20 protein-coding genes are annotated in these 20,000 nt (G+C 51.2%); 6 read left to right on the plus strand and 14 right to left on the minus strand.

Annotation, left to right across the window (positions count from 1 at the left end):
- Positions 1-4: 4 nt before the first annotated feature.
- The 11 genes from TPRIMZ1_RS0109225 to TPRIMZ1_RS0109275 all read right to left on the minus strand — a co-directional run bounded on the left by TPRIMZ1_RS0109225 (position 5) and on the right by TPRIMZ1_RS0109275 (position 9,084).
- A complete protein-coding gene (locus tag TPRIMZ1_RS0109225; RefSeq protein ID WP_010258162.1) occupies positions 5-802 on the minus strand; it encodes an ABC transporter ATP-binding protein in 798 nt (265 codons plus the stop codon).
- Complete coding sequence (locus tag TPRIMZ1_RS0109230; RefSeq protein WP_010258163.1) at positions 799-1,800, minus strand: ABC transporter permease; 1,002 nt, start codon at positions 1,798-1,800, stop codon at positions 799-801. The genes TPRIMZ1_RS0109225 and TPRIMZ1_RS0109230 overlap by 4 nt, the downstream gene beginning before the upstream one ends.
- Before the next feature lie 14 nt (positions 1,801-1,814).
- Positions 1,815-2,831, minus strand: coding sequence for an ABC transporter substrate-binding protein (locus TPRIMZ1_RS0109235; RefSeq protein ID WP_010258164.1), 1,017 nt, complete (start codon positions 2,829-2,831; stop codon positions 1,815-1,817).
- A 307-nt stretch (positions 2,832-3,138) separates the two neighbouring features.
- Complete coding sequence (locus TPRIMZ1_RS0109240) at positions 3,139-3,864, minus strand: ABC transporter ATP-binding protein (protein ID WP_010258165.1); 726 nt, start codon at positions 3,862-3,864, stop codon at positions 3,139-3,141.
- 1 nt (position 3,865) lies between these two features.
- On the minus strand, positions 3,866-5,095 hold the full coding sequence (locus TPRIMZ1_RS0109245) for an ABC transporter permease (RefSeq protein WP_010258168.1): 1,230 nt from the start codon (positions 5,093-5,095) through the stop codon (positions 3,866-3,868).
- Complete coding sequence (locus TPRIMZ1_RS0109250; protein ID WP_010258172.1) at positions 5,092-5,505, minus strand: DUF4418 family protein; 414 nt, start codon at positions 5,503-5,505, stop codon at positions 5,092-5,094. Before TPRIMZ1_RS0109250 ends, TPRIMZ1_RS0109245 begins: the two co-directional genes overlap by 4 nt.
- A gap of 24 nt (positions 5,506-5,529) precedes the next feature.
- A complete protein-coding gene (locus TPRIMZ1_RS0109255) occupies positions 5,530-6,333 on the minus strand; it encodes a hypothetical protein (protein ID WP_010258175.1) in 804 nt (267 codons plus the stop codon).
- Positions 6,330-6,920, minus strand: a complete 591-nt coding sequence (locus TPRIMZ1_RS18735; RefSeq protein WP_010258178.1) for a transporter substrate-binding domain-containing protein — start codon at positions 6,918-6,920, stop codon at positions 6,330-6,332. Before TPRIMZ1_RS18735 ends, TPRIMZ1_RS0109255 begins: the two co-directional genes overlap by 4 nt.
- 12 nt (positions 6,921-6,932) lie before the next feature.
- Positions 6,933-8,282 carry a hypothetical protein gene (locus TPRIMZ1_RS0109265; RefSeq protein WP_157784209.1) on the minus strand — a complete coding sequence of 450 codons (1,350 nt, stop codon included), beginning with the start codon at positions 8,280-8,282 and terminating at the stop codon, positions 6,933-6,935.
- A gap of 26 nt (positions 8,283-8,308) precedes the next feature.
- Positions 8,309-8,518 (minus strand): hypothetical protein, encoded by a 210-nt coding sequence (locus TPRIMZ1_RS0109270; RefSeq protein WP_010258181.1) that lies wholly within the window; start codon positions 8,516-8,518, stop codon positions 8,309-8,311.
- Between the two features lie 188 nt (positions 8,519-8,706).
- On the minus strand, positions 8,707-9,084 hold the full coding sequence (locus TPRIMZ1_RS0109275) for a DUF2325 domain-containing protein (protein WP_332829116.1): 378 nt from the start codon (positions 9,082-9,084) through the stop codon (positions 8,707-8,709).
- A gap of 143 nt (positions 9,085-9,227) precedes the next feature.
- Between TPRIMZ1_RS0109275 and TPRIMZ1_RS18740 the strand changes: the two genes are divergently transcribed.
- Genes TPRIMZ1_RS18740 through TPRIMZ1_RS0109290 form a run of 4 tightly spaced genes read left to right on the plus strand, consistent with a single transcriptional unit; the run spans position 9,228 to position 13,346 of the window.
- Positions 9,228-10,292, plus strand: a complete 1,065-nt coding sequence (locus tag TPRIMZ1_RS18740) for an O-acetylhomoserine aminocarboxypropyltransferase/cysteine synthase family protein (RefSeq protein ID WP_198429924.1) — start codon at positions 9,228-9,230, stop codon at positions 10,290-10,292.
- Complete coding sequence (locus TPRIMZ1_RS20990) at positions 10,204-10,539, plus strand: PLP-dependent transferase (protein ID WP_198429925.1); 336 nt, start codon at positions 10,204-10,206, stop codon at positions 10,537-10,539. The genes TPRIMZ1_RS18740 and TPRIMZ1_RS20990 overlap by 89 nt, the downstream gene beginning before the upstream one ends.
- 2 nt (positions 10,540-10,541) lie before the next feature.
- Complete coding sequence (locus TPRIMZ1_RS0109285) at positions 10,542-12,008, plus strand: nitrogenase component 1 (protein ID WP_010258185.1); 1,467 nt, start codon at positions 10,542-10,544, stop codon at positions 12,006-12,008.
- Positions 12,009-12,011: 3 nt separating this feature from the next.
- Positions 12,012-13,346 carry a nitrogenase component 1 gene (locus TPRIMZ1_RS0109290; RefSeq protein ID WP_010258187.1) on the plus strand — a complete coding sequence of 445 codons (1,335 nt, stop codon included), beginning with the start codon at positions 12,012-12,014 and terminating at the stop codon, positions 13,344-13,346.
- A 3-nt stretch (positions 13,347-13,349) separates the two neighbouring features.
- Here the strand turns inward: TPRIMZ1_RS0109290 and TPRIMZ1_RS0109295 are convergent, their stop codons facing one another.
- The 3 genes from TPRIMZ1_RS0109295 to mfd all read right to left on the minus strand — a co-directional run bounded on the left by TPRIMZ1_RS0109295 (position 13,350) and on the right by mfd (position 18,207).
- Entirely contained in the window at positions 13,350-14,018 is a 669-nt protein-coding gene (locus TPRIMZ1_RS0109295; RefSeq protein ID WP_232616792.1) for a lysophospholipid acyltransferase family protein, read from the minus strand.
- A gap of 87 nt (positions 14,019-14,105) precedes the next feature.
- Positions 14,106-14,717, minus strand: coding sequence for an HAD family hydrolase (locus TPRIMZ1_RS0109300; protein ID WP_010258191.1), 612 nt, complete (start codon positions 14,715-14,717; stop codon positions 14,106-14,108).
- A 43-nt stretch (positions 14,718-14,760) separates the two neighbouring features.
- On the minus strand, positions 14,761-18,207 hold the full coding sequence (gene mfd, locus TPRIMZ1_RS0109305; protein WP_010258193.1) for a transcription-repair coupling factor: 3,447 nt from the start codon (positions 18,205-18,207) through the stop codon (positions 14,761-14,763).
- 65 nt (positions 18,208-18,272) lie between these two features.
- Between mfd and TPRIMZ1_RS0109310 the strand changes: the two genes are divergently transcribed.
- On the plus strand, positions 18,273-19,262 hold the full coding sequence (locus TPRIMZ1_RS0109310) for a hypothetical protein (protein WP_010258196.1): 990 nt from the start codon (positions 18,273-18,275) through the stop codon (positions 19,260-19,262).
- Entirely contained in the window at positions 19,259-19,993 is a 735-nt protein-coding gene (locus TPRIMZ1_RS0109315; RefSeq protein ID WP_010258198.1) for a PilZ domain-containing protein, read from the plus strand. Before TPRIMZ1_RS0109310 ends, TPRIMZ1_RS0109315 begins: the two co-directional genes overlap by 4 nt.
- Positions 19,994-20,000 lie beyond the last annotated feature (7 nt).

The following is a 20,000-nucleotide window of genomic DNA, read 5'->3' on the forward strand; positions in this document are numbered from 1 at the left end:
GTTGCTAGAGATTGTACTCCACCTGGGGCTGGGAGATTGCCAGATGCAGCACTTCCAGGATCTTCTTCCGCAGGACAATAAAATCATCGTTGTTCCGATCCCGGGTTTCCCCAAGGTTCACGTCGAATATGTCGGTAATTTGACCCGGCCGTGGGGTCATGATCACAATACGGGTGCTCAGGGCTATGGCCTCGTCCACATCATGGGTAACCATAACCATGGTGGTATTGGTTTTGTTCCATACATCAAGTAACAGGGCCTGAAGCTCTATCCGCTTAAAGGCGTCCAAAGCGCCCAGGGGCTCATCCAGAAGCAGTACCTTGGGCTCATTTATCAGGGCCCGGATTATGGCGACCCGCTGGGCCATACCTCCGGAGATTTCATGGGGGTAGGATTTTTCAAACCCCGTAAGGCCAATCATATCAATATAATTCCGTACCCGGCCCTCCTGTCCCTGGTACACGCCCCGGGCTTTAAGCCCCATGGCAACATTGTCATGGACCGAAGCCCAGGGGAACAGGGTGGACTGTTGAAAAACATAGCCCTGTTCATGGCTGGGTCCGGCAATTTCCTGCCCGTCAATGGCAAGCGTCCCCGATTGAGGGCGGTCAAGCCCGGCGATGAGCCTGAGCAGGGTGGTCTTACCGCAGCCGGATGGACCCACGATGGAAACAAATTCACCCTTAGCAATTTCCAGATCAATATCCTTTAACGCATACAGGGGATTGCCGTTGGTATCCCGGTATATCCGGTTAACCTTTTTTATATCAATTAAGGTATCCTTAGCTAAAGCATCGCTCATTTCAAAATCCCCCTTTGCCAGCGAAGAACATAACTGCGTATAGCGCCGATGAGCGCAAGGATAAGTGCAAATTCTACGGCGATAATAATGATGGCGGCGTACACCTTTGAGTATGCGCCCCAGCCCTTGGCCCAGTTGATGTAGAATCCCAGCCCTGCCTTGGCGCCCACCATTTCCGACACAATCAGGGTGGTAAAAGAAAAGGCGGTGGCGGTCATGATTCCCGTAAACATGCTGGGCATGGCGTGGGGTATGGCGATACGAAACAAAAGAAACCGGTTATCCGCCCCCAGGGTTTTCGCCACATCAAAAAATGATTTTGGAGTGGCAATGATCCCCGCGGCCATCATGGAGGAAACGGGAAACCAGGATGAAATAAAAATCAAAAATACACCGGTAGTAAAACTGGTGGGCAGTATGGCCAGCGCTACCGGCAGCCACGCTACTGCGGGGATGATCCCCGTAACCTTAATAATGGGGGACAGCCAGTAATCCCACTGACGGTTCCAGCCGATGAGTATCCCCGTGGCAAGCCCCAGGAGCGTACCGGTGATCATCCCCACAAAAAAGAGACGCATCGAAAAAAGGGTGCTCCGCAGCAGCAGGAGCCGGTCATCGTACATCACGCTGAAAATTCCCGACATACCCGGAAAATAGGGTAAGGGGAAAATAGCGCTCTTGGTGGTGAGCAGTTCCCATATTGCCAGGACTACGCCCCCTGCAAAAATAAACTGCGCCTTATGGTACAGTTTCTTGCGGAAATCAGGCTTTCCAAGGGTGAAGAAATACAAAAGCAACAGCGCTGCCAAAAGGGCGCCAAGAATTGTATGGTAAGCCCCGGGCAGCTTGACGTCCTCCACCGATGGGATAAACACATTTACTGCCAGGGCCGCAGCAAAGGCCAAAACCGCAGCCCAGAACCAGACCTGCGTTTTTGGCTTCCAGTAGACAGTATCCTCCGCTATTTTCGGGTCATTATACCACTTCTGCTTTGCCACGGTTATCAATCCCCTTATTTCTTTTTCGCCGCCGCTTCCAGGGCGAAGATATCGACGTATATATCATCAACAAATTTCTGTACATTCAAATCTGTCGGCAAATACCCAATTTCGGTTAATTTCTGGGCAAAATACACCGCATCATCCTTGGCCCGCTCATTCGCCGCCTGGCCTGAGTGCTGATCGTAGTGATAGTGCCCAAGCAGACCGGTTACCAAGGCTACGTCTTCAGTGGCCACGGACTTATTGCTGACAAGAAGCTGCGCCGCTTCACCGGGGTTAGCGCCTATCCAGGCAACCGCCTTGTGGTAGCCCCGGAGCGCTGCGGCCACGGCGCCGGGATTTTCCCGCACCACCTTACCGGAGGCAAAGAGGAAGCAGCAGGCCCTGTCCTTGAACAGGGGGTGCTCGCTGATATCAACCAGGACCCGATAATTTCCCGTATTCTCCAGGGTCGTGGCAAAGGGATCCCAAAGGGCGGCTACATCAACTTCGCCTTTTTCCACGGATTGGACGATCTGGTCGTTGGGATAGGGTACCCAGATAATCTCGGTCTGGGGATCAATCCCCACGCTCCCCGCGGCAACCGAGGCTACCGACATGGGGGTTCCGCCGATTTCATCAACCGCAATGGTTTTTCCCTTCAGATCCGCCAGGGTTCTTATGGGAGAGTTGGCGGGAACCAGGATCTTTATGCATCCTTCGTGCAGGCCAGCGATAAGTTTTACATCAAGCCCATTGTAAACCCCGGGGAAATATTGAAAATCACCGTTTTCGATGATTGTCTTTCCCGCCGCCAGGGCCGCCCGCTCAGCCTCAAAGGTGCTGCCGCTCACCAGGGTAATATTAACCCCTTCTTCCGCAAAAAAGCCCTTCAGGCTGGCTATGGATGTAGGGGATCCACAGGTTGATCCCCCGTACCCGATATCAAAGGAACCATAAGGATATTGATCTCCATCCTTTTTCCCACCGGCAAATACCACTGAGGAGAGCAAAAGCACCCCTGCCACTACCGCAAATACACGTTTCATTCTAGCCTCCTATTTTACTTCATCGGAATAGTATATAATTCCGATATTTTTAATATGAATAAATATATACCAAAAGCTGTGAAATATGTCAAGAGAATTTTGAAAAAATTCCTAGAATTCCCATATTTTTTATATGTTTTTATAGCGCTATAGTAAACACTCGGCTCGTAAAGCCCGAGCGAATATTGCGGAATATTATTATAATATACAATTCCTATAGGCATTGTATATTATAAATACCCTCTATTTAACATTCCGGGTATCATCGAAATACAGGATCGCATTTTTGCGATGTTCCAATACGATCTCAATCAGGAAAGCGAATATGGGCGGAAGTAACGTATCCGGGGAATGATTTTTCCCTAAGGACCCCTGCCGCCATTTCATATACCGATTGTCCATAGCCGATGGTATCCAGTTCATGGGTAACCAAAAGGATAGCCGTTCCTGTTTGTACGATCCGGCTGAAAAGTTTCATTATTTCAAGGGTCGTATCTATGTCTAAATCGCCGGTGGGTTCATCGGCAATAAGAAGCGCAGGATCATTAATAAGGGCCCGGGCGATAGATACCCGCCGGAGTTCCCCTCCTGAAAGCTGCCGGGGATAACTCTTCGCCAAATGGCCAATACCTACCGTATCCAATAGAGCCATGGCCTTTGCGGTATTACTCCCCTCCCTCTTAAAAAGATAGAATGGAAGCCGTACATTATCAAGCGCCGTGAGGCCGGACAGCAGGCTCTGTCCCTGGGGCACATAACCGATCCTGGCGTTCCGTAACAGCGAACTATCTCCGTCATTCAATGAAAAAATATTCCTGCCTTCAATCGTAACAACACCCGATGTTGGACGCATCAAACCTGCAACCATATTCAGGAATGTACTTTTCCCGCTTCCGGAACGGCCGATTATGCTGACAAAGCTGCCCTTTGAAACGGTTAAATTCGCGTGGTCCACCGCATTAAAACCCCCAGGTCCCCGCTTGTATTCCTTTGTCAGCCCCGTAACTTCCAGAACCGTATTTTGAACTGCCATCTTATTCACCCTCACGCAGGGTAAAGTAGGTTTCCGTCCCGCTGATTTTTACCGCTGAATATACTGCAGAAAGGGGTCCAGCAGCAAAGGCAAAAACCAGGCTGGAAAGCAAAAGAAAAAGTATATTACCCATATGCGGCCGGATTAGGGGTAATCCTAAACGGTAACTGATATAGGGGCTGAAGGGAAATACTATCAGGGATGCCAATATAATTCCAATTGTCCCCCCAAATATTCCCGCTAAACATGATTCGGTCAAAACGATGTACGCTAATTTTTTCCGTGTCGCCCCCAGGACCCGCAGGATGGCGAATTCTTTTTTTCGTTCATTAATACTGCCGGAAAACACCGCCGCTAAAACAACAATCGCAACAAACCAAAGAACTACGGAAAAAGTCCCGATATAGCCCACAAGACCGTTTAGGGCTTCGGCGATATGGGCAAACATCCTATGGGAAACGATAACATCAACACCATTAATACTCTTTTTAATATCCAAGGCAACCGTTTCCGCGTCATAGCCATTGTCCAGGCGTACCAGAACCGCTGAAATTGCCCCCTCCCCTTCATTATCGGCAATGAAGGTAAGGTGTTCCTTATGTGCATTGTCCATCATCAGCCGCATCGTATTCATGGTCATAAAAATCGACGTATCGAAGCCCATGGCAGTTTTTGAAAGCTGCGCCGCCACGGGATAATTATAGTTAAAAAATTTTATAGCGTTATGGTGATTCGCCATGATTTCACTGCCGATAATCAGTTGTCCATCCCCAATGCTATCGCGGCTATCGCGGCTGTCGCTGGGCAATTCGGCAATCCAGGGCTGGATTACAAAATCCGTTGCCGGATCAAAGGCGATTAACTGCACCGGTTCGTCGCAGCATTCAGAGGAAAGGGAAGTAAGAAAAAATTGGGGGGAAACCTGTACAACTCCCTCAATCTGGGCAATATCCCGGATAACCGAATCATTAAAATAGAAATAGTTAATCTCTCCCCGCAGTAAAATTGCTTCTGTTTTTGCCTGGTACCCTGCAGGAACTACCATCAGGTCCGCCCCAAAACGCCTTTTCATTACATCCATACCGTTCTGCAGGCTTGAAGCAAGGATTGAACCGCCAAATAAAATAAATGCCAGAATTGCCACCACAATAACAAGACAGACAGTACGAACAGGCTTATTTGTTAAATTGGTAAGGGATAAACTACCCACAGAAAGGGGCTTTTCTTTCATAAACCACTTCCTTTTTTAAAGAGACCTGATTTTTTGAGAACAAAAAACCCATTCAATGCCGCAACAACAATAGTAATGCTACCCAGGACAAGCAATGCAGGCAAAGCAAGCATATGGCAGGACGCCCGTGGATGGGCGCAAACTCCGATTAACACCGTAGGAAAGAGCAGTACAAGAATACCGTTTATAAATACACCGGCACTCAAGCCGAAAATTTTCGATTCAAAAAACAGAGTTAATATCCCTAAAACAGCAATACTCAACCCAACTCCCAATTCCGCCCGGGCCGTCCAATGGCATTTCATAATCACATCCCGTATCTCACAGACCGGAAAAATCGTTATAGGCCCGATGGCAATTAAAATTCCCAGGACGATAAATGGGATTCCGGTAATCAATCGCTTATACATATCATGTCCTTTCCATTAAAAGTATTAAAAACTGTATTTAACCCCGATATATGGGTTTATATATACATTCCCACGGCCGCCGATATTTCCAAAATAAGCGCCGGTCCAAAGGATGATTTGCCCGATATAGAATTCAAAGGTGGGATCAACAATATACACATTAAAATCCTTATTTGCAGTGATTTCTATTTCCGCGCCGAAGGAACCATGCGCATAGTCAAGGGATAGCCCCATACCTCCATACCCTGCATCGGGATGCACTATAAATGTTCCGTTTAACTCTGCGCTCAGACCTAATGCTCCGCCCCAGCCCAGGCTGAGCTTGGTAAAAAATACGGTTTCCGAGTCTTTAATAAAGGACGCATACATAACCGGAAATGACGCAAGGGCATACCATGATCCAAAGCCCGCGTGCCGTACATACTGGAGCTTTGGGGTTACCACCCCGCTTACCGCATCAATGCCCGAATTTTTGTTTACCGTATTAATCGTATTACTGTTATTAAGAATCAAGAAAAGATTGGATACCGGGGAAAGCCAAATTTTATATCTAAAAAGTTCTTCCGCATATAGTTCCTGGCTTACGGTATCCTTAAAGGGGATGGTGTAATCTATTTGAAAAAAGACGCCGAGGTTTCCAAAACCTTTAGTGTAGCTTATCAGGGGGTCTATATATGGAATAGTCTCTCCCTCTTCAAACTCCACGCCGAATTCAGCACCCGTGTCAATACCGATCTCCTGCGCCGGCAGGACGGCGCTAGTTGCAACGAAGTTCCCCGCGCAGGCCAGCCCTACCAGGAGACCGGCTAACCCCGCTTTTTTTCTCATAAAGCTGCGCCCTGCTCAATGACCAGTATTTCAGGATCAACCCCATCGCCGTAAACAGGGCGAAGGGTTGCGTTGTAATCTTTATGAAAAAAATTGTCCCCCACACGGCTGCGGATCACATCATTAAGCCAATACACAAGCCCGTCGTTCCCCTTTCTCACCGCCGGAGCTACAACAAATTCCCCGCCGGGCGTTGTTTTGCGGTACGGCAGGGCAAAATCGACCAGTTCCCGGTTTTCTTCCGTTACGGCAAACCCGGCAATAACCATATCCAGTTTGTTCGTTTCCAGGAGTTCCACCCAGTTTGTTCCGGTTACCGGCACAAAGTATACCGCCCGCTCGCTGCCAAAAAGTTCCTTTGCCACCCGGCGGGCAAAGTAGATATCGTAACCCTGATACTTCCCCTTTGCATCGATAAAGCTAAATGGCTCGTTAGCCTCGGCAACTCCTATGCTGACGATACCCTTGCCATGGATTTTATGCACCGCCGGAATATCATGGTCCGATACGGGTATCTCGCCTGACCCTGCGGCAAAAACAGCCGACGCCGCCTTAAGGATAAGCAGGATACCTAACAGTTTTTTCATGGCGATCCCCCCTTACATTTCCATTCCGCCGCCTTCCGGCTCCGGCCAGGTATCGCCGGTAACGGTAAAGGTAGTTATAGTATCCCCTCCGTCCGTTGGTCCGAGATACGGCGATGTTGCCACCGAGTTTTCCGATACGGTACTCAGACTGTATACCGTCACCTCATAGCTTGGTGAAAGTTTAACCAAGGTTGGTGTTGTGCTGCCGTAATAGAGGTAGCTGAATTCTCCCCTATCCGCATATTTCGGGTTTGACATCATATAATGCCATTGGTGAAAGGTTCCGTCAGTTTTAAATTCGATCCAGTCATACATTCCGTTCCAGGACCCGGTTCGCCAATATTTCCCGGTGGAAAGGGTATTGTTCAGGGTTCTTGCCGGTATAGGAGCGGCAAGGATGTGGGTGTTTGATACAGTGTCGTCATTCGGGCCGTTTAGGGTAATCTTTCCTTCGGTAGTAGTAAAGGTGTACTTTTTTACAGCGGCGGCAGCGGCATCGGCATAATCACCACCGGATGCATTTGCCGCTTTTAGAAGAACCAGGGTAGTATCCCGCACAATATAAGATCCGAATGAACGATTGTTTGTGCCATCATCGCTTACTGCAAATGTCCCGTCAGCATTAAACGTCCATGTCCAGTTAAACGGTGAAAGGCTGATGGCAGCGCCCTCCGGAACCGGCGTCCATGTAGAGGCATTCGCCTCATCCCCGGTCAGGGTATAAACCGTAAGGCTATAGGATTCAAAATGCGTACTCCGGTAATCCGGTTCGGGGGCTTCTTGTGAAAGGGTAACTAATGTGTTTCCGTTAGTCAAATAGCTGAATTCACCGTAATCGGCATAATGGATAGTCCGGCTCATTGAGTGCCATTTATGAAAGGTTCCGTCGTTTTTAAACGTATACCAGTCAAACATTCCGCTGGAACCTTTCTGCCAGTTTTTCCCGGCGAATTTATCGCTTAACACTATTGGATGGTCCAGGTGATCCACCGCTTTACCGCTTCGATCAAAGGTTATATCGGTTTCACCGTCCAGTTGCAGGGTATTATTGTCCGGTACCGTAAAGGTATATTTCACGGGCTCAATTGAACCGGCCGTCAGAATAACCAGTACATTATCCCTTACCAGATAGCTGCCCGATTCGCTGCTAGCAGGATCCCCGTGGATAGCGGTGGTGAAGCTTCCATCAGCTTTAAATGTTGTAACCCTGTGTACATCTCCAACATGGTATCCCCAACTACCGACAAAGGGATTCGTCAAACCACTCAGCCAATCTCCCTCATCGTCTCCGGTGGGGTTACTGCAGCCGATGAAGGCCAGAGAAAGTACCAGTGTTAATCCAAATAAGCATCTTCTTTTCATGTCTTTTTCCTTTTTGTAAAACATATTCAGGAACAGCAATCGGGCAGGCTCGCAGCTGCCGCGTTTAAGGCTGCATCCATTCCGGGCCTGATATGAGCGCCCCGGTGACTCGTATGGGTATGATGAACCTTTTGTACCCCGCTTTGTTCAATACCTGTTCCGGCGGTGACGCAGCCGGAAAGGGACAGCGCAAGCCCCAGAAACAGCCCAATAGGGCGTCGTTTTCTTCTCACCATATTTATCCTCGTGGGGAATATATAAGTATTCCCATATAATTACTCAGAGTATTTTTAAAAAGTTGCAAAAAATTTCCAAATTTCCGCCCGGGGAGTTTGTCTACGGGTGCCGGGTTTCATTTAAGGTAAATATCGTAATAGATAGTACGGAAACAGAGAGGGCAGACAGCTGCTAATGGGACGTAGGTTTATAAACCCGGTTCTAGTCGATTTTTTAATATATTCTTCAACGCAGTCCCACTTCCGCAGTGGGACTGTATAAGGGGAATATTGTTCTGCGCTGCCTTGTTTTTTGCAGCCCGCGCCATACCATGCGCAACCGGATTGGTAAAAAGGACAATTAAGTCGGGATTCCCAATACGATCAGTTAAGTGCCCCTCAGAATTAAAAAAAATTTTTGCCTTGCAGCGGAACTCCTTGCATATGCATTGGTATTGACATTTCATACACTCGTTTCCGCCTATTATTACCACATTCATATCAAGCTCCCGATCATTTATATTATATATTACTAATACCATATGTTTACTATGTATTATTAGAGTATATTTTACCAAAAGATGCATGTCAAGTGCTTTAGAGAATTTTAAAAATTTATTATCATTCCGATATGTTTTATATGATTTTACTTGACAAAATTTAGGCGGTTTTATATCCTATTATTATCTTGTGATTTATAGGAATTTATTCTTTACAAAAGGAGCCTTTTATGCCGGATTCTAATTATCACTTCGATACCCTAAAAATACGGGCCGCCTACGATCCCGCTCAACACAACCAGGCTGTTTCACCGCCTATTTACCAGACTGCAGCCTATGAATTCCGGGACACGAAAAATGCCGATGGCCTTTTTGCATTGACCGAAGCGGGTTTTCTCTACACCCGGGTAAACAACCCCACGGTGGATGTGCTGGAACGGCGGGTTGCAGCACTGGACGGGGGCAGCGGGGCCATTGCCCTGGCGTCCGGCATGGCGGCCATATCCTACACCCTCCTTACCCTGGCGGAAGGGGGCGGCCGTATCCTGACCAGCCCCTACCTCTACGGCGGCAGCGCCGACGCCTTCCGGAGGATCTTCCCCAATTTCAATATCCACATCGACCAGTCCCCCAATATTGATGATATTACGGCCCTGGAAAAGGATATCAAGAGCGATACCAAGGCTATATTTGTAGAATCCGTGAGCAACCCCACCGGGGTGGTGGCGGATATTGAGGCCCTGGCCAATCTGGCCCACAAGCACGGTATTCCCCTGGTGGTGGACAATACCTTCGCCACCCCCTATCTTCTCCAGCCCATCAAGTACGGCGCCGATATTGTGGTCTATTCCGCCACCAAGGCTCTGAACGGCCACGGTAACGTGATTGCAGGTATAATAGTAGAATCCGGCCATTTCCCCTGGACTAACGGAAAATTCCCCCAGTTGGAACAGACGGAATATGTGCTGCGGGATCGTGCCACAGGAAAGGAACGGAATTTCCTGGAGGCAGCTCCGGATGCGCCCTTCGTAACCCGTATCCGCCTGACCTATCTTAACTACTTCGGTGCAGCCCTGGGGCCCTTTGACGCCTACCTTGCCCTTATCGGCATTGAGACCCTCTCGGAACGGCTGGACAAACAGGTTTCCAATGCAAAAAAGATTGTAGCCTGGCTGGAAAAAAACCCCCATGTGGCTTGGGTAAAATATGCCGGGATACCCTCCAACCCCTATTATAAGCTGGCCCAAAAATATCTTCCCAAGGGGGGCGCCGGGAATTTTTTCCTTCGGTTTTAACGGAACCCTGGAGCAGAGCGAAGCCTTCCTTGACGCTATAGAGCTGTGGAGCTATCATGTCAATGTTGGGGACTCGCGCTCATTGATCGTGAATTCACCGAAGACCACCCATAGCGAGCTGAACCCTGCGGAACTCAAGGCGGCTGATATTGAGCCTAATTTGATCCGTATTTCCCTTGGCCTGGAAGACGCCGAAGACCTCATAGCGGATTTGGATCAGGCCTTCAAAAAAGTCTTTGGAGGATAATAGTGACCACGGTTAACTTAAAAGCAGCCTCGGTACCGATCCGTGAAAACCGGCTTGGTTCTATCACCGGCTTTTCCGGGACTGCGGGGGAATTGGTAGGCCAGGCCCGAAAGGGCTGTTTAAAAGAAAAGGTCCGCTCCTTCAGCCAGTGCCTGGGCTGCTCCACCTCCAACGCCGCCTGTACCCTCATCCTGATCCAGGATTCCGCAGTGATAAGCCACGGCCCGGTGGGCTGTGCGGGCTGTCTCCACGAATACGCCTTTACCTACCGGGTAAACGGCGTACACCGGAATGTCTTTGAGCCCACGGAGCGGCGTATCTTCAGTACGAATATGGATGAACGGGACACGGTTTACGGGGGCGCGCAAAAACTGGGAGACGCTATCCGGGAAGTGTACCGCCGGGTACACCCAAAGACTATCTTTATCATTACCACCTGCGCTTCGGGGATCATCGGCGACGATGTAGAGACGACCGCTAACGAAGCGGAAGCGGAAATTGGTATCCCCGTGGTTGCGGTATTTTGCGAGGGTTTCCGTTCCAAGATCTGGACCAGCGGCTTTGACGCGGGGTACCACGGTATTGCCCGGAAGCTCATCAGAAAAGCTGAAAAGAAACAGGAAGACCTGGTTAACATTATCAACTTCTGGGGGGCGGATCTTATCGGCGATTGGTTTAAACGGCTCGGCCTGCGGGCCAATTATCTTACCCCCTTTGCCACGGTGGAACAGATTGCCACCTCCTCCGAAGCGGCGGCAACCATGCAGGTCTGTGCGACCCTGGGCTCATACCTGGGGGCCAGCCTGGAACAGGAATTCGGCGTACCGGAGATCAAGGTGTCCCCGCCCTACGGCATTGTTCAGACCCAGCGCTGGTTCCGGGAACTGGGACGGATCACCGGCAGGGCAGAGGCGGTGGAAGTTTTCCTGCGGGAAGAGGAAGAAAAGTGGCTGCCGGAAATAGAAACACTGCGGGAAAAACTCAAGGGCAAAACCGCCTATGTTACTGCGGGGGCCTCCCACGGTCATTCCCTTTTGGCGCTGCTCCGCGAATTGGGGATGGAGCCCCAGGGCGCGGCGATTTTCCATCATGACCCCCTGTACGATAATGGGGAAGTGGCGGCGGACACCCTGCAGAATGTGGTGAAAGACTACGGGGATATAAAACACTATAATGTCTGCAACAAGCAGGAATTCGAACTAGTGAACGTTCTAAACCGCCTGCGGCCGGATATACTGCTGGCCCGCCACGGGGGCATGACCCTCTGGGGCGCCAAATTTGGTATTCCCTCACTTTTAATCGGGGATGAACATTTTGGCATGGGATACCAGGGCCTGGTCCAGTACGGCAAGCGAATCCTGGACACCATGGAAAATGATGAGTTCGTAAAAAACTTTGAAAAACACGCGGTTAATCCCTACACCAAGTGGTGGCTTGAGCAGGATCCCTACACTTTTTTGGAGAAATAAACGATGTCCGGATTAATTGAGCAGCAGCGTTTCATGTGTTCCATAGGGGCAATGCAGTCCGTGGTGGCCATACCCAGGGCGCTCCCCATTTTACATTCCGGGCCGGGCTGCGGAACCATGGTGGCGGGTTTTTTTGAGCGGTCCACGGGCTACTCCGGAGGATACACCGCCCCCTGTACCAATTTTTCCGAAACCGAGGTAATCTTCGGCGGGGTGCAGAAACTGGAAAATCTTATCCGCCATTCCTACAAGGTATTGGACAGCGATTTACAGGTGGTACTCACGGGCTGCACCGCCTCCATTGTGGGGGATGACGCCGGACAGGTGGTCAAGCAGTTTGCCGCTGAGGGGAAACCCATCGTATACGCCGATACCCCGGGTTTTAAATACACCAACTACGAATCCCACAGTGTTATTGTCAACGCCATCATCGATCAATACACAGCCCGCTTCAATAAAGAAAAAAAACCAACGGATCCAAAACTGGTAAACCTTTTTGCGTCAATCCCCTACCAGGACCCTTTTTGGAAAGGCAACCTGGAGGAATACAAGCGGCTTATCGAAGGTATAGGTCTCAAGGTGCAGGTACTGTTCGGCCCCCATGCCCAGGGTACGGTGGAATGGCAAAACATACCCCGGGCGAATTTCAATATACTGATCTCTCCCTGGTACGGCAGGAACATTGCGGAACATTTACAGGAAAAGTACGATCAGAGTTATTTCCAGTTTCCCTACATACCCATAGGCGGAAACGAGACGACTCGGTTTTTACGGGGACTTGCACTCTATGCAAATGAGCATGGCGCGGAGCTTGAAAATGATGCGGTGGAGACCTTTATCAAAAAAGAGGAAGAGACCTTTTACGAAGAAATCGATAACCTGGCAACCTTCCTCCTGGAATTCCGCTATGGCCTGCCAAGTTATGTACATATCCTCCACGACGCATCCTACGTTTTGGGTATGGCAAGATTTCTCCTCCACGAGACGGGCATAGTACCCAAGGAACAGTTTATCACCGATAAAACCCCCGAAGAGTACCAGCAGAACATTCTGGATATTGGCGGCAGTATTTCTGATAAGAAAAAAATCCCCCTGTACTTCCAGGCGGATGCGGGACTTGCCCAGGAGACCATACTGGCGGCGAACCACGAAGGCCGGGGCCTCATAATCGGGAGCGGCTGGGACAAGGACCTTGCCCGAAAAAAGAACTGCGATTTCCTCTCCGCCGCCCTGCCCTCCCCTTACCGGCTGGTGATGACCTCAGGTTATGCGGGGTATCGCGGGGGACTGCGGCTCATTGAGGATATTTACAATCAAGCCCTGAGCACCTACCGTTAGCCCTTAAGGGGCGGTACCCTCAGCTTTTTTTAACATTCCGTCTATTATCCCGTAAACCTGATCCGTAAGGCTCCCTCCCCGCTTATCCTCCGTGGAGATATCCGCAGTGGCAATGGGGGGGGCGAAGTTTACCGAAACCGGCCCCGAATGCAGGCGGTAGGTTTTTTCAAAGACATCGTAACTGCCGGTAATAGCCAGGGGAACCATGGGGGCCCCCGCCTTGGTGGCCAGTTTGAGGGAGCCCGATTTAAAGGGAAGTAAACCCCGGCCTTTGCCCCGGGTCCCCTCGGGGAAAATGATCATGGCGCCCCCGGCTTTAATCCGCCGTATTCCCTCGTTAATGGTGCCTATGGCCTTCCGTATATTCTTCCGGTCAATAAAGAGGCCCCCCAGGAGCAGAATCCAGAGATTCAACAGGGGAATAACCGCCAGTTCCTTCTTTGCAATAAAACCAAAGGGCCGGCCAACGGTGGCCAGGAGCAGTACGATATCAAAAATACTGTTGTGATTTCCCACCAAACAGAAGCCGTCTTTCCGGGGGATGTTCTCCCTGCCCGTAACGGTAAGCTTGCAGCCCGTAAAGGCAAGGATCACATGGGCCCAGCCCTGAGCCATCTTATAGGCCAGATAATCCATGGTCTGTTTAAAACCAAGCCGACCCAACAAAAACATTATGATTCCAAAGGGGGTGATAATAATCATGCACACTATGACTGCAATAAAAATAAAGATTGTTCTCAATAAAATCATAGCTATTCCTCAAACAGGTATGGATAGGCCCCGCAAGGTTTCCCGGGCAATATCAGGGTCCTGCCAAACAAAACCCCGCATTCCCAAGGAGCAGGCCTTATCAATATTAACCGGCATATCGTCAAAAAAAACAAGCTCCTCCGGTTCAAGGGACAGGGCAGCGAAGAGATCCCGGTATATCTTTTCCTCCGGTTTGATCGATGCGCTTTCACAGGAAAAAATCCCCCCGTGGGGAAGGCTGAATACGGGGTACCGCTCCCGGGCTATGGCCAAAAAATCATGGGGCATATTGGAGAGTATCCCCAGTTTATAGCCCGCATTTTTTATATCCTCCATAAGACGTACCGTATCAGCGTTTATCCTGGACCAACTTTCTAAATCGAGTGCATGAATCTTCCTCAGGGTCTCGTCATCAAGAGAGACCCCGCCCTTGGACAGAAAAAACCGGTAGTATTCCAAACCCGAAATAGTCCCCCGGTCATACTCCGCCCGGTACGGCCAAAGCAGGGTTTCGAATTTTTCAATGTCCATCCCCGCCAGGGCTGCCATTTTCTCCATCACCCTATCCTCCGGGGGAAAAGAAATCACCTTACCATAATCAAAAACCACTCCGCGTATCACTCAAGTCCTCCATCTGAATATACATACAATATGATGTCCTTAGCTATCCCGCCAGGGCCGCCAATTTTTCCCGGATAAATTCGCTCTTCTCCTTCAGCCCAATACTGCCGGTCTGCAAAATCAATACATTGGGCGCCTTAGGGTCCAGCTTTACCCTGCCGCTGGACTCCTTCATAAGCCGCAGGAGCCGGTCTATCTTTACCTTGGAAACCTTGCCGAACTCCACCCGGACCGAACCGCCCTTCTCTTTCAGGGAGAAAACCGATATGTCCCGGCAGATAATGCGGATCTCCGCCAGGGCTAAAAGGGAAGCCGCCTCGTCCGGGGGCGGGCCAAAACGATCCGTCAATTCCCCAAGGAGATTTTCAAGCTCCTCCCTGGTCTTTACGGAGGCGATCTTCTTGTAGACCTCCATCTTTTCCTGGGCGCCGTCTATATAGGCATTGGGGATGAAGCCCGTGTATTCCAGTTCCAACAGCGTTTCTGTTTCCGCCTCGTACTGGGAGTTCTCCAGCCGATGCACCGCCTCATCCAGGAGCCTGAGGTACAGGTCAAAGCCCACGGAATAAATATCCCCGGACTGCTCCCGGCCCAGGAGATTCCCCGCCCCGCGTATCTCCATATCCTTCATGGCAATCTTAAACCCCGAGCCCAGCTCGGTAAAGTCCGATATAACCTGGAGCCGTTTCATGGCCAGTTCGGTCAGGGCCCGGTCCTTGGGGTAGAAAAGATAGGCATAGGCAACCCGGTCGGAGCGCCCTACCCTGCCCCGGAGCTGGTAGAGCTGGGACACCCCGTACATATCCGCCCGGTCGATAATAATAGTGTTTACGTTGGGGATGTCGATGCCGTTCTCAATGATGGTGGTGGACACCAGTACGTGGAAACCCCCGTGGATAAAGCGGTGCATCACATCCTCCAGCTCATGGGCGTTCATCTGCCCGTGGGCGGTTTCCACCAGCATCTCCGGAACCAGATGCTCTATCCGGAGGCGGGTTTCGTTAAGGCTCTCCACCCGGTTGTGCAGAAAGAATACCTGTCCGCCCCGCTCCACCTCGGTGCGTATGGCCGCCGCAAGCCGATCCTCGTTGAACTCGTCGATCACCGTTTCTATGGGGTGACGGTTATTCGGGGGGGTTGCCAGGAGGCTCATGTCCCGTATCTTAAGGAGGCTCATGTGCAGGGTCCGGGGTATGGGGGTGGCGCTCAGGGTAAGGCAGTCCACGTTATGCTTCATCTCCTTAAGCCGCTCCTTGTCCTTTACCCCAAAGCGCTGTTCCTCGTCGATCACCATGAGCCCCAGATCCTTAAAAACCACATCCTTCTGGATGATCCGGTGGGTCCCTACCAGAATATCCACTTCGCCTTTTTTCACCGCCTCCAGGGTTTGCCGGATCACGCTCCGGTCCACAAAGCGGGAAAGCATGCCCATGCGTACCGGAAACTGGGAGAACCGTTCCTGGAAATTTTCGTAATGCTGTTCCGCCAGTATTGTTGTGGGGGCGAGAAAGGCCACCTGCTTCCCCCCCATGACGGCCTTAAAACAGGCCCGCACGGCCACCTCGGTCTTGCCGTAACCCACATCCCCGCAGATAAGGCGGTCCATGGGGTTTGGCTTTTCCATATCGTCCTTAATCTCCTCCACGCAGCGGAGCTGATCCTCCGTTTCATCGAAGGGAAAACTGGCCTCGAACATGGTCTGCCATTCGGTGTCCGCCGGGAAGGCAAACCCCCGGGAGGCCCGGCGCTTGGAGTAGAGATCGATAAGTTTTTCCGCTATCTCCTCCACGGACTGCTTAACCCGGCCCTTGCGGTTTTCCCAGCTCTTGGACCCCAGCTTATCCATCCGCGGGGGCGACCCCTCGTTCCCGATATAGCGCTGGACCAGATTGACCTGTTCTATGGGCACAAAAACTATTTCCTCACCAAGATATTCCAGCTTGATGTAGTCCCGCTCATGCCCCAGGGCTTTTATCCGTTCAATCCCCTTAAAAAGCCCGATGCCGTAGTTTATGTGCACCACAAAATCCCCGGGGTTAAGTTCAACAAAGGTGTCGATAGCGGCACTGCGTACCTGCTTGAGGGACCGGGGCGGCCGCTTCCGCCGGCCGAATATCTCGTTCTCCTGGACCAGCATGAATTTTACATCCGGCAGGGCAAAGCCCATGGACAGGGACGCCGCAGCAACCGTAACCTTGTCGTCCTTAAATAACTCTTCCAGCCTGGCAGCCTGGGTATCCGACTCCGCAGCCACCACCAGTTCCCAGCCCTGGTTTGCAAGGACGGTAAATTCTTCCTTGAGGTAATTGATATTGCCGAAAAAACTACGCGGAGGATCGCAGGAAACCACCGCCCGCTCTTTCCCCCCGGCCGCCCCCTTAATGGTCATGAAGGAGACCTGCCGTGCCAGGCGATCCGCAAGATCCCCAAATTTCAGCAGTATCCGCTCCGGCGCCGGAACATCCCGTTCCCGCAGGGCTTTAGTAAAAAGGCTCTTATATTCCCGGTCCAGGGATTCCTGGGCGTTTTCCAGCCGCTCCCGCTCAAAATAGCAAACCGTTCCGTTCTCTCCCAGATAGTCGATCAGCGCCGGAGGAAAGCCGCCGGGAACAGTTTCAAAGGCCAAGGGGAAGAAGAGCTCCTCCCCGCCGGCGCTCCGCCGGGTCATCAGTTCCTCCAGAACCGCCCGGCCCTGGTTACGGCTTTGGTTGGAAAACTCTTCCATCGTGGCAAGGTTCCGGCTCAGTACCTCGATCCGCTCATCGGTCCAGACCACTTCCTTCAGGGGCCGGATCACCAGCTCGCTTACCTTTTCCCGATCCCCCGGCCCCAGGCTGCTCTGATCCACCGGATCAAAACGTTTGATGGATTCCACCTGATCAAAGTCAAACAAAACCCGGTAAGCCGAATCATCCCCGCCCATGAGTATGTCCAACACCTCCCCGCGCAGGGCAAACTCCCCGTGAACCTGCACCCTGGGTACCCGGGTATAGCCGTAACCCGACAGGGTCTCCGCAAGGGCGATAGTATCAATCTTCCCCCCCGGTTTAAGCGTAATGAGCAGACTGCGGATATATTCAGGAGGCGGCAGCGGCGTAAGAAAAGCCCGCTCAGGGACAATCACAATCCCCTTCGCGGTTAAACTATACGCCAAACCGCTCAAAACCCGGCTCCGGTCCCCAAAAACCGTTGAAAGGGGGGCCATTTCCCGGTAGGGCATGGTACCCCACCAGGGGAAAAGAGCCACCGGCAGACCCAGGGTCTCCAGATCAGTGGCCAGCTCTGCCGCCTCCCGTTCCGTGGGGGTTACCGCCAAGAAGTTACCGGGCTTGGTTTGAAACAACGCCGACAGGAGTACCGCACCAAAGGAACCTTCGGCGCCTTCGATTTCGAGGGGGAAATTACCGTGGCTAAATTCGTCCAGAATCTTGGAAACCCCGGGAGAATCGGCTATTCTTTTTAAGAAAGAAGGAAAAGATAAGGTTTTCATACACGCTTACCGATTACTATAATATAGTACTGGGTTTTTTTGAATCCGGTAAATGGAGTTTTGTGGTGAACCATCGAAAAAGCATATTCCTTGCCCTCCTCCTCCTGGCGGGTTTCGTTTCCCTATCCGCCGGACCGGATGTCCAAGACATAGGGCTGAACATACGATACTTTGACAAGCGGATCTACTATCTGGAGGACGATCCTATTCTTGTACAGATCACCATCACCAATTCGAGCCCCTCAAGCTACCGGTTCAGGCTGGCGGACGACCGGGCCTTTTCCATCGATTTCGATATACGGACCATGACAAACCTGACGGTGGATCCCGCGGATATCCTGATCCGGCGGCGTTCCACCAGCCAGCAGGTGTTTTTCCGGGATATTGCCGTGGAAAGCGGGGAATCCTTCTCCTTTGTGGAGGATCTGCGGAATTACGCCGCCTTAAGGCGGAGCGGTTCCTATGTGGTCCAGGTACGGATGTACCCGGAGCTGTATCGTAATACCATCAACACCCCCGTAGCGCTGAACTCAAACGGCGTTCCCCTGGAATCCAACCGGCTCAGCCTCAACATCAGACCCCCCGCCCTGCCCGGCCCCGGGGGCGTTCCCCTGGCGCTGGATGTGGAAACCAACGCCAACCTGGTTCGGGAGAAATTACCCCCGGATCAGGTGGTAAACTATATTCTTAGCGCCCGGCAGAAGGGCCAATGGGAAAAATTCTTCCTTTACCTGGATTTGGAAGCCATGTTAATCCGGAATGCCCCCCGCCAGCGCCAGTGGCTTGCGGAAAGCGAAGAAGGCCGCCGGCGTATGCTGGCCCGGTACCGGAGCGAGCTTGAGACGGAGGTCACCGATGGGGATATCGCCACCATCCCCATGGAGTTCCAGATCGAACGCACCACCTACAGCGCCGAAGAGGGCACGGTTTCGGTACTGGAAAAGTTTAAGACGGGGAACTATATTGAAAGGAAGCGCTATACCTATTATTTGCGCCAAAAGGACGATGTATGGACCATCGTCGATTATACGGTATTAAATTTGGGGACCGAATGAAATTACTGGTTATCCTTGGTTCAGATGAGATTCTCAGTCTGCTATCCCAAAACATCAAACCCCTGGGTTTTGATTTAATCCGGTATCAGTATGTCCTCAAGGCCATGGATAACATTGAAGAAATAGAGCCCTCTACCATTATTATCAGCGCCAAGGACTTCCCCCGGCACTGGAAAGTGCTGGTTCAATTCGTTCGTTACGCCCACTCCAAGGCGGAATGTCCTATCATCATCCTTAAGGGGCCGAATTTTACTATGGAAGAGGCATCCAAGGCCTTCTATATGGGGGTCAGCGGTATCGTTTCCGAGGACCTGACCAAGCCTTCGGAGGTGGATCAGCTCCAAAGGCTCCTGAGCCGGTATTTGCAGCTGGAAGAAAAACGCCGGAACAACCGCTACCACATTGAGGATCCTAAGGAAGTGGGAATTTGCGTGGTAAACCCGGTGAACAAAGCCCTAATCCCCGGCGAGGTAAAAACCATTTCCTCCACGGGTATCTCTTTCCTCCCCGAAAGCACCGCGAACCTGGATACGCTGGAAGAAAATATGGAGCTCGCCGAATGTTCCCTCCGTATCGGCGAAGATTTTATCACCCCCATATGCCGGGTGGTCCGCACCAGCCCCGATATGTCCCTGGAATTTATCTTCCTCCCCGATGTGGACCGGATACTGCTGGACAATTACCTGGAAGCCCTGCCTATGCAGGCACGCAAAGAAAAAAAAGCTGAATAAGACCAAC

Origin of the sequence: Treponema primitia ZAS-1 (genome assembly GCF_000297095.1) — a bacterium.
In the GTDB taxonomy this organism is placed as follows: domain Bacteria; phylum Spirochaetota; class Spirochaetia; order Treponematales; family Breznakiellaceae; genus Termitinema; species Termitinema primitia_A.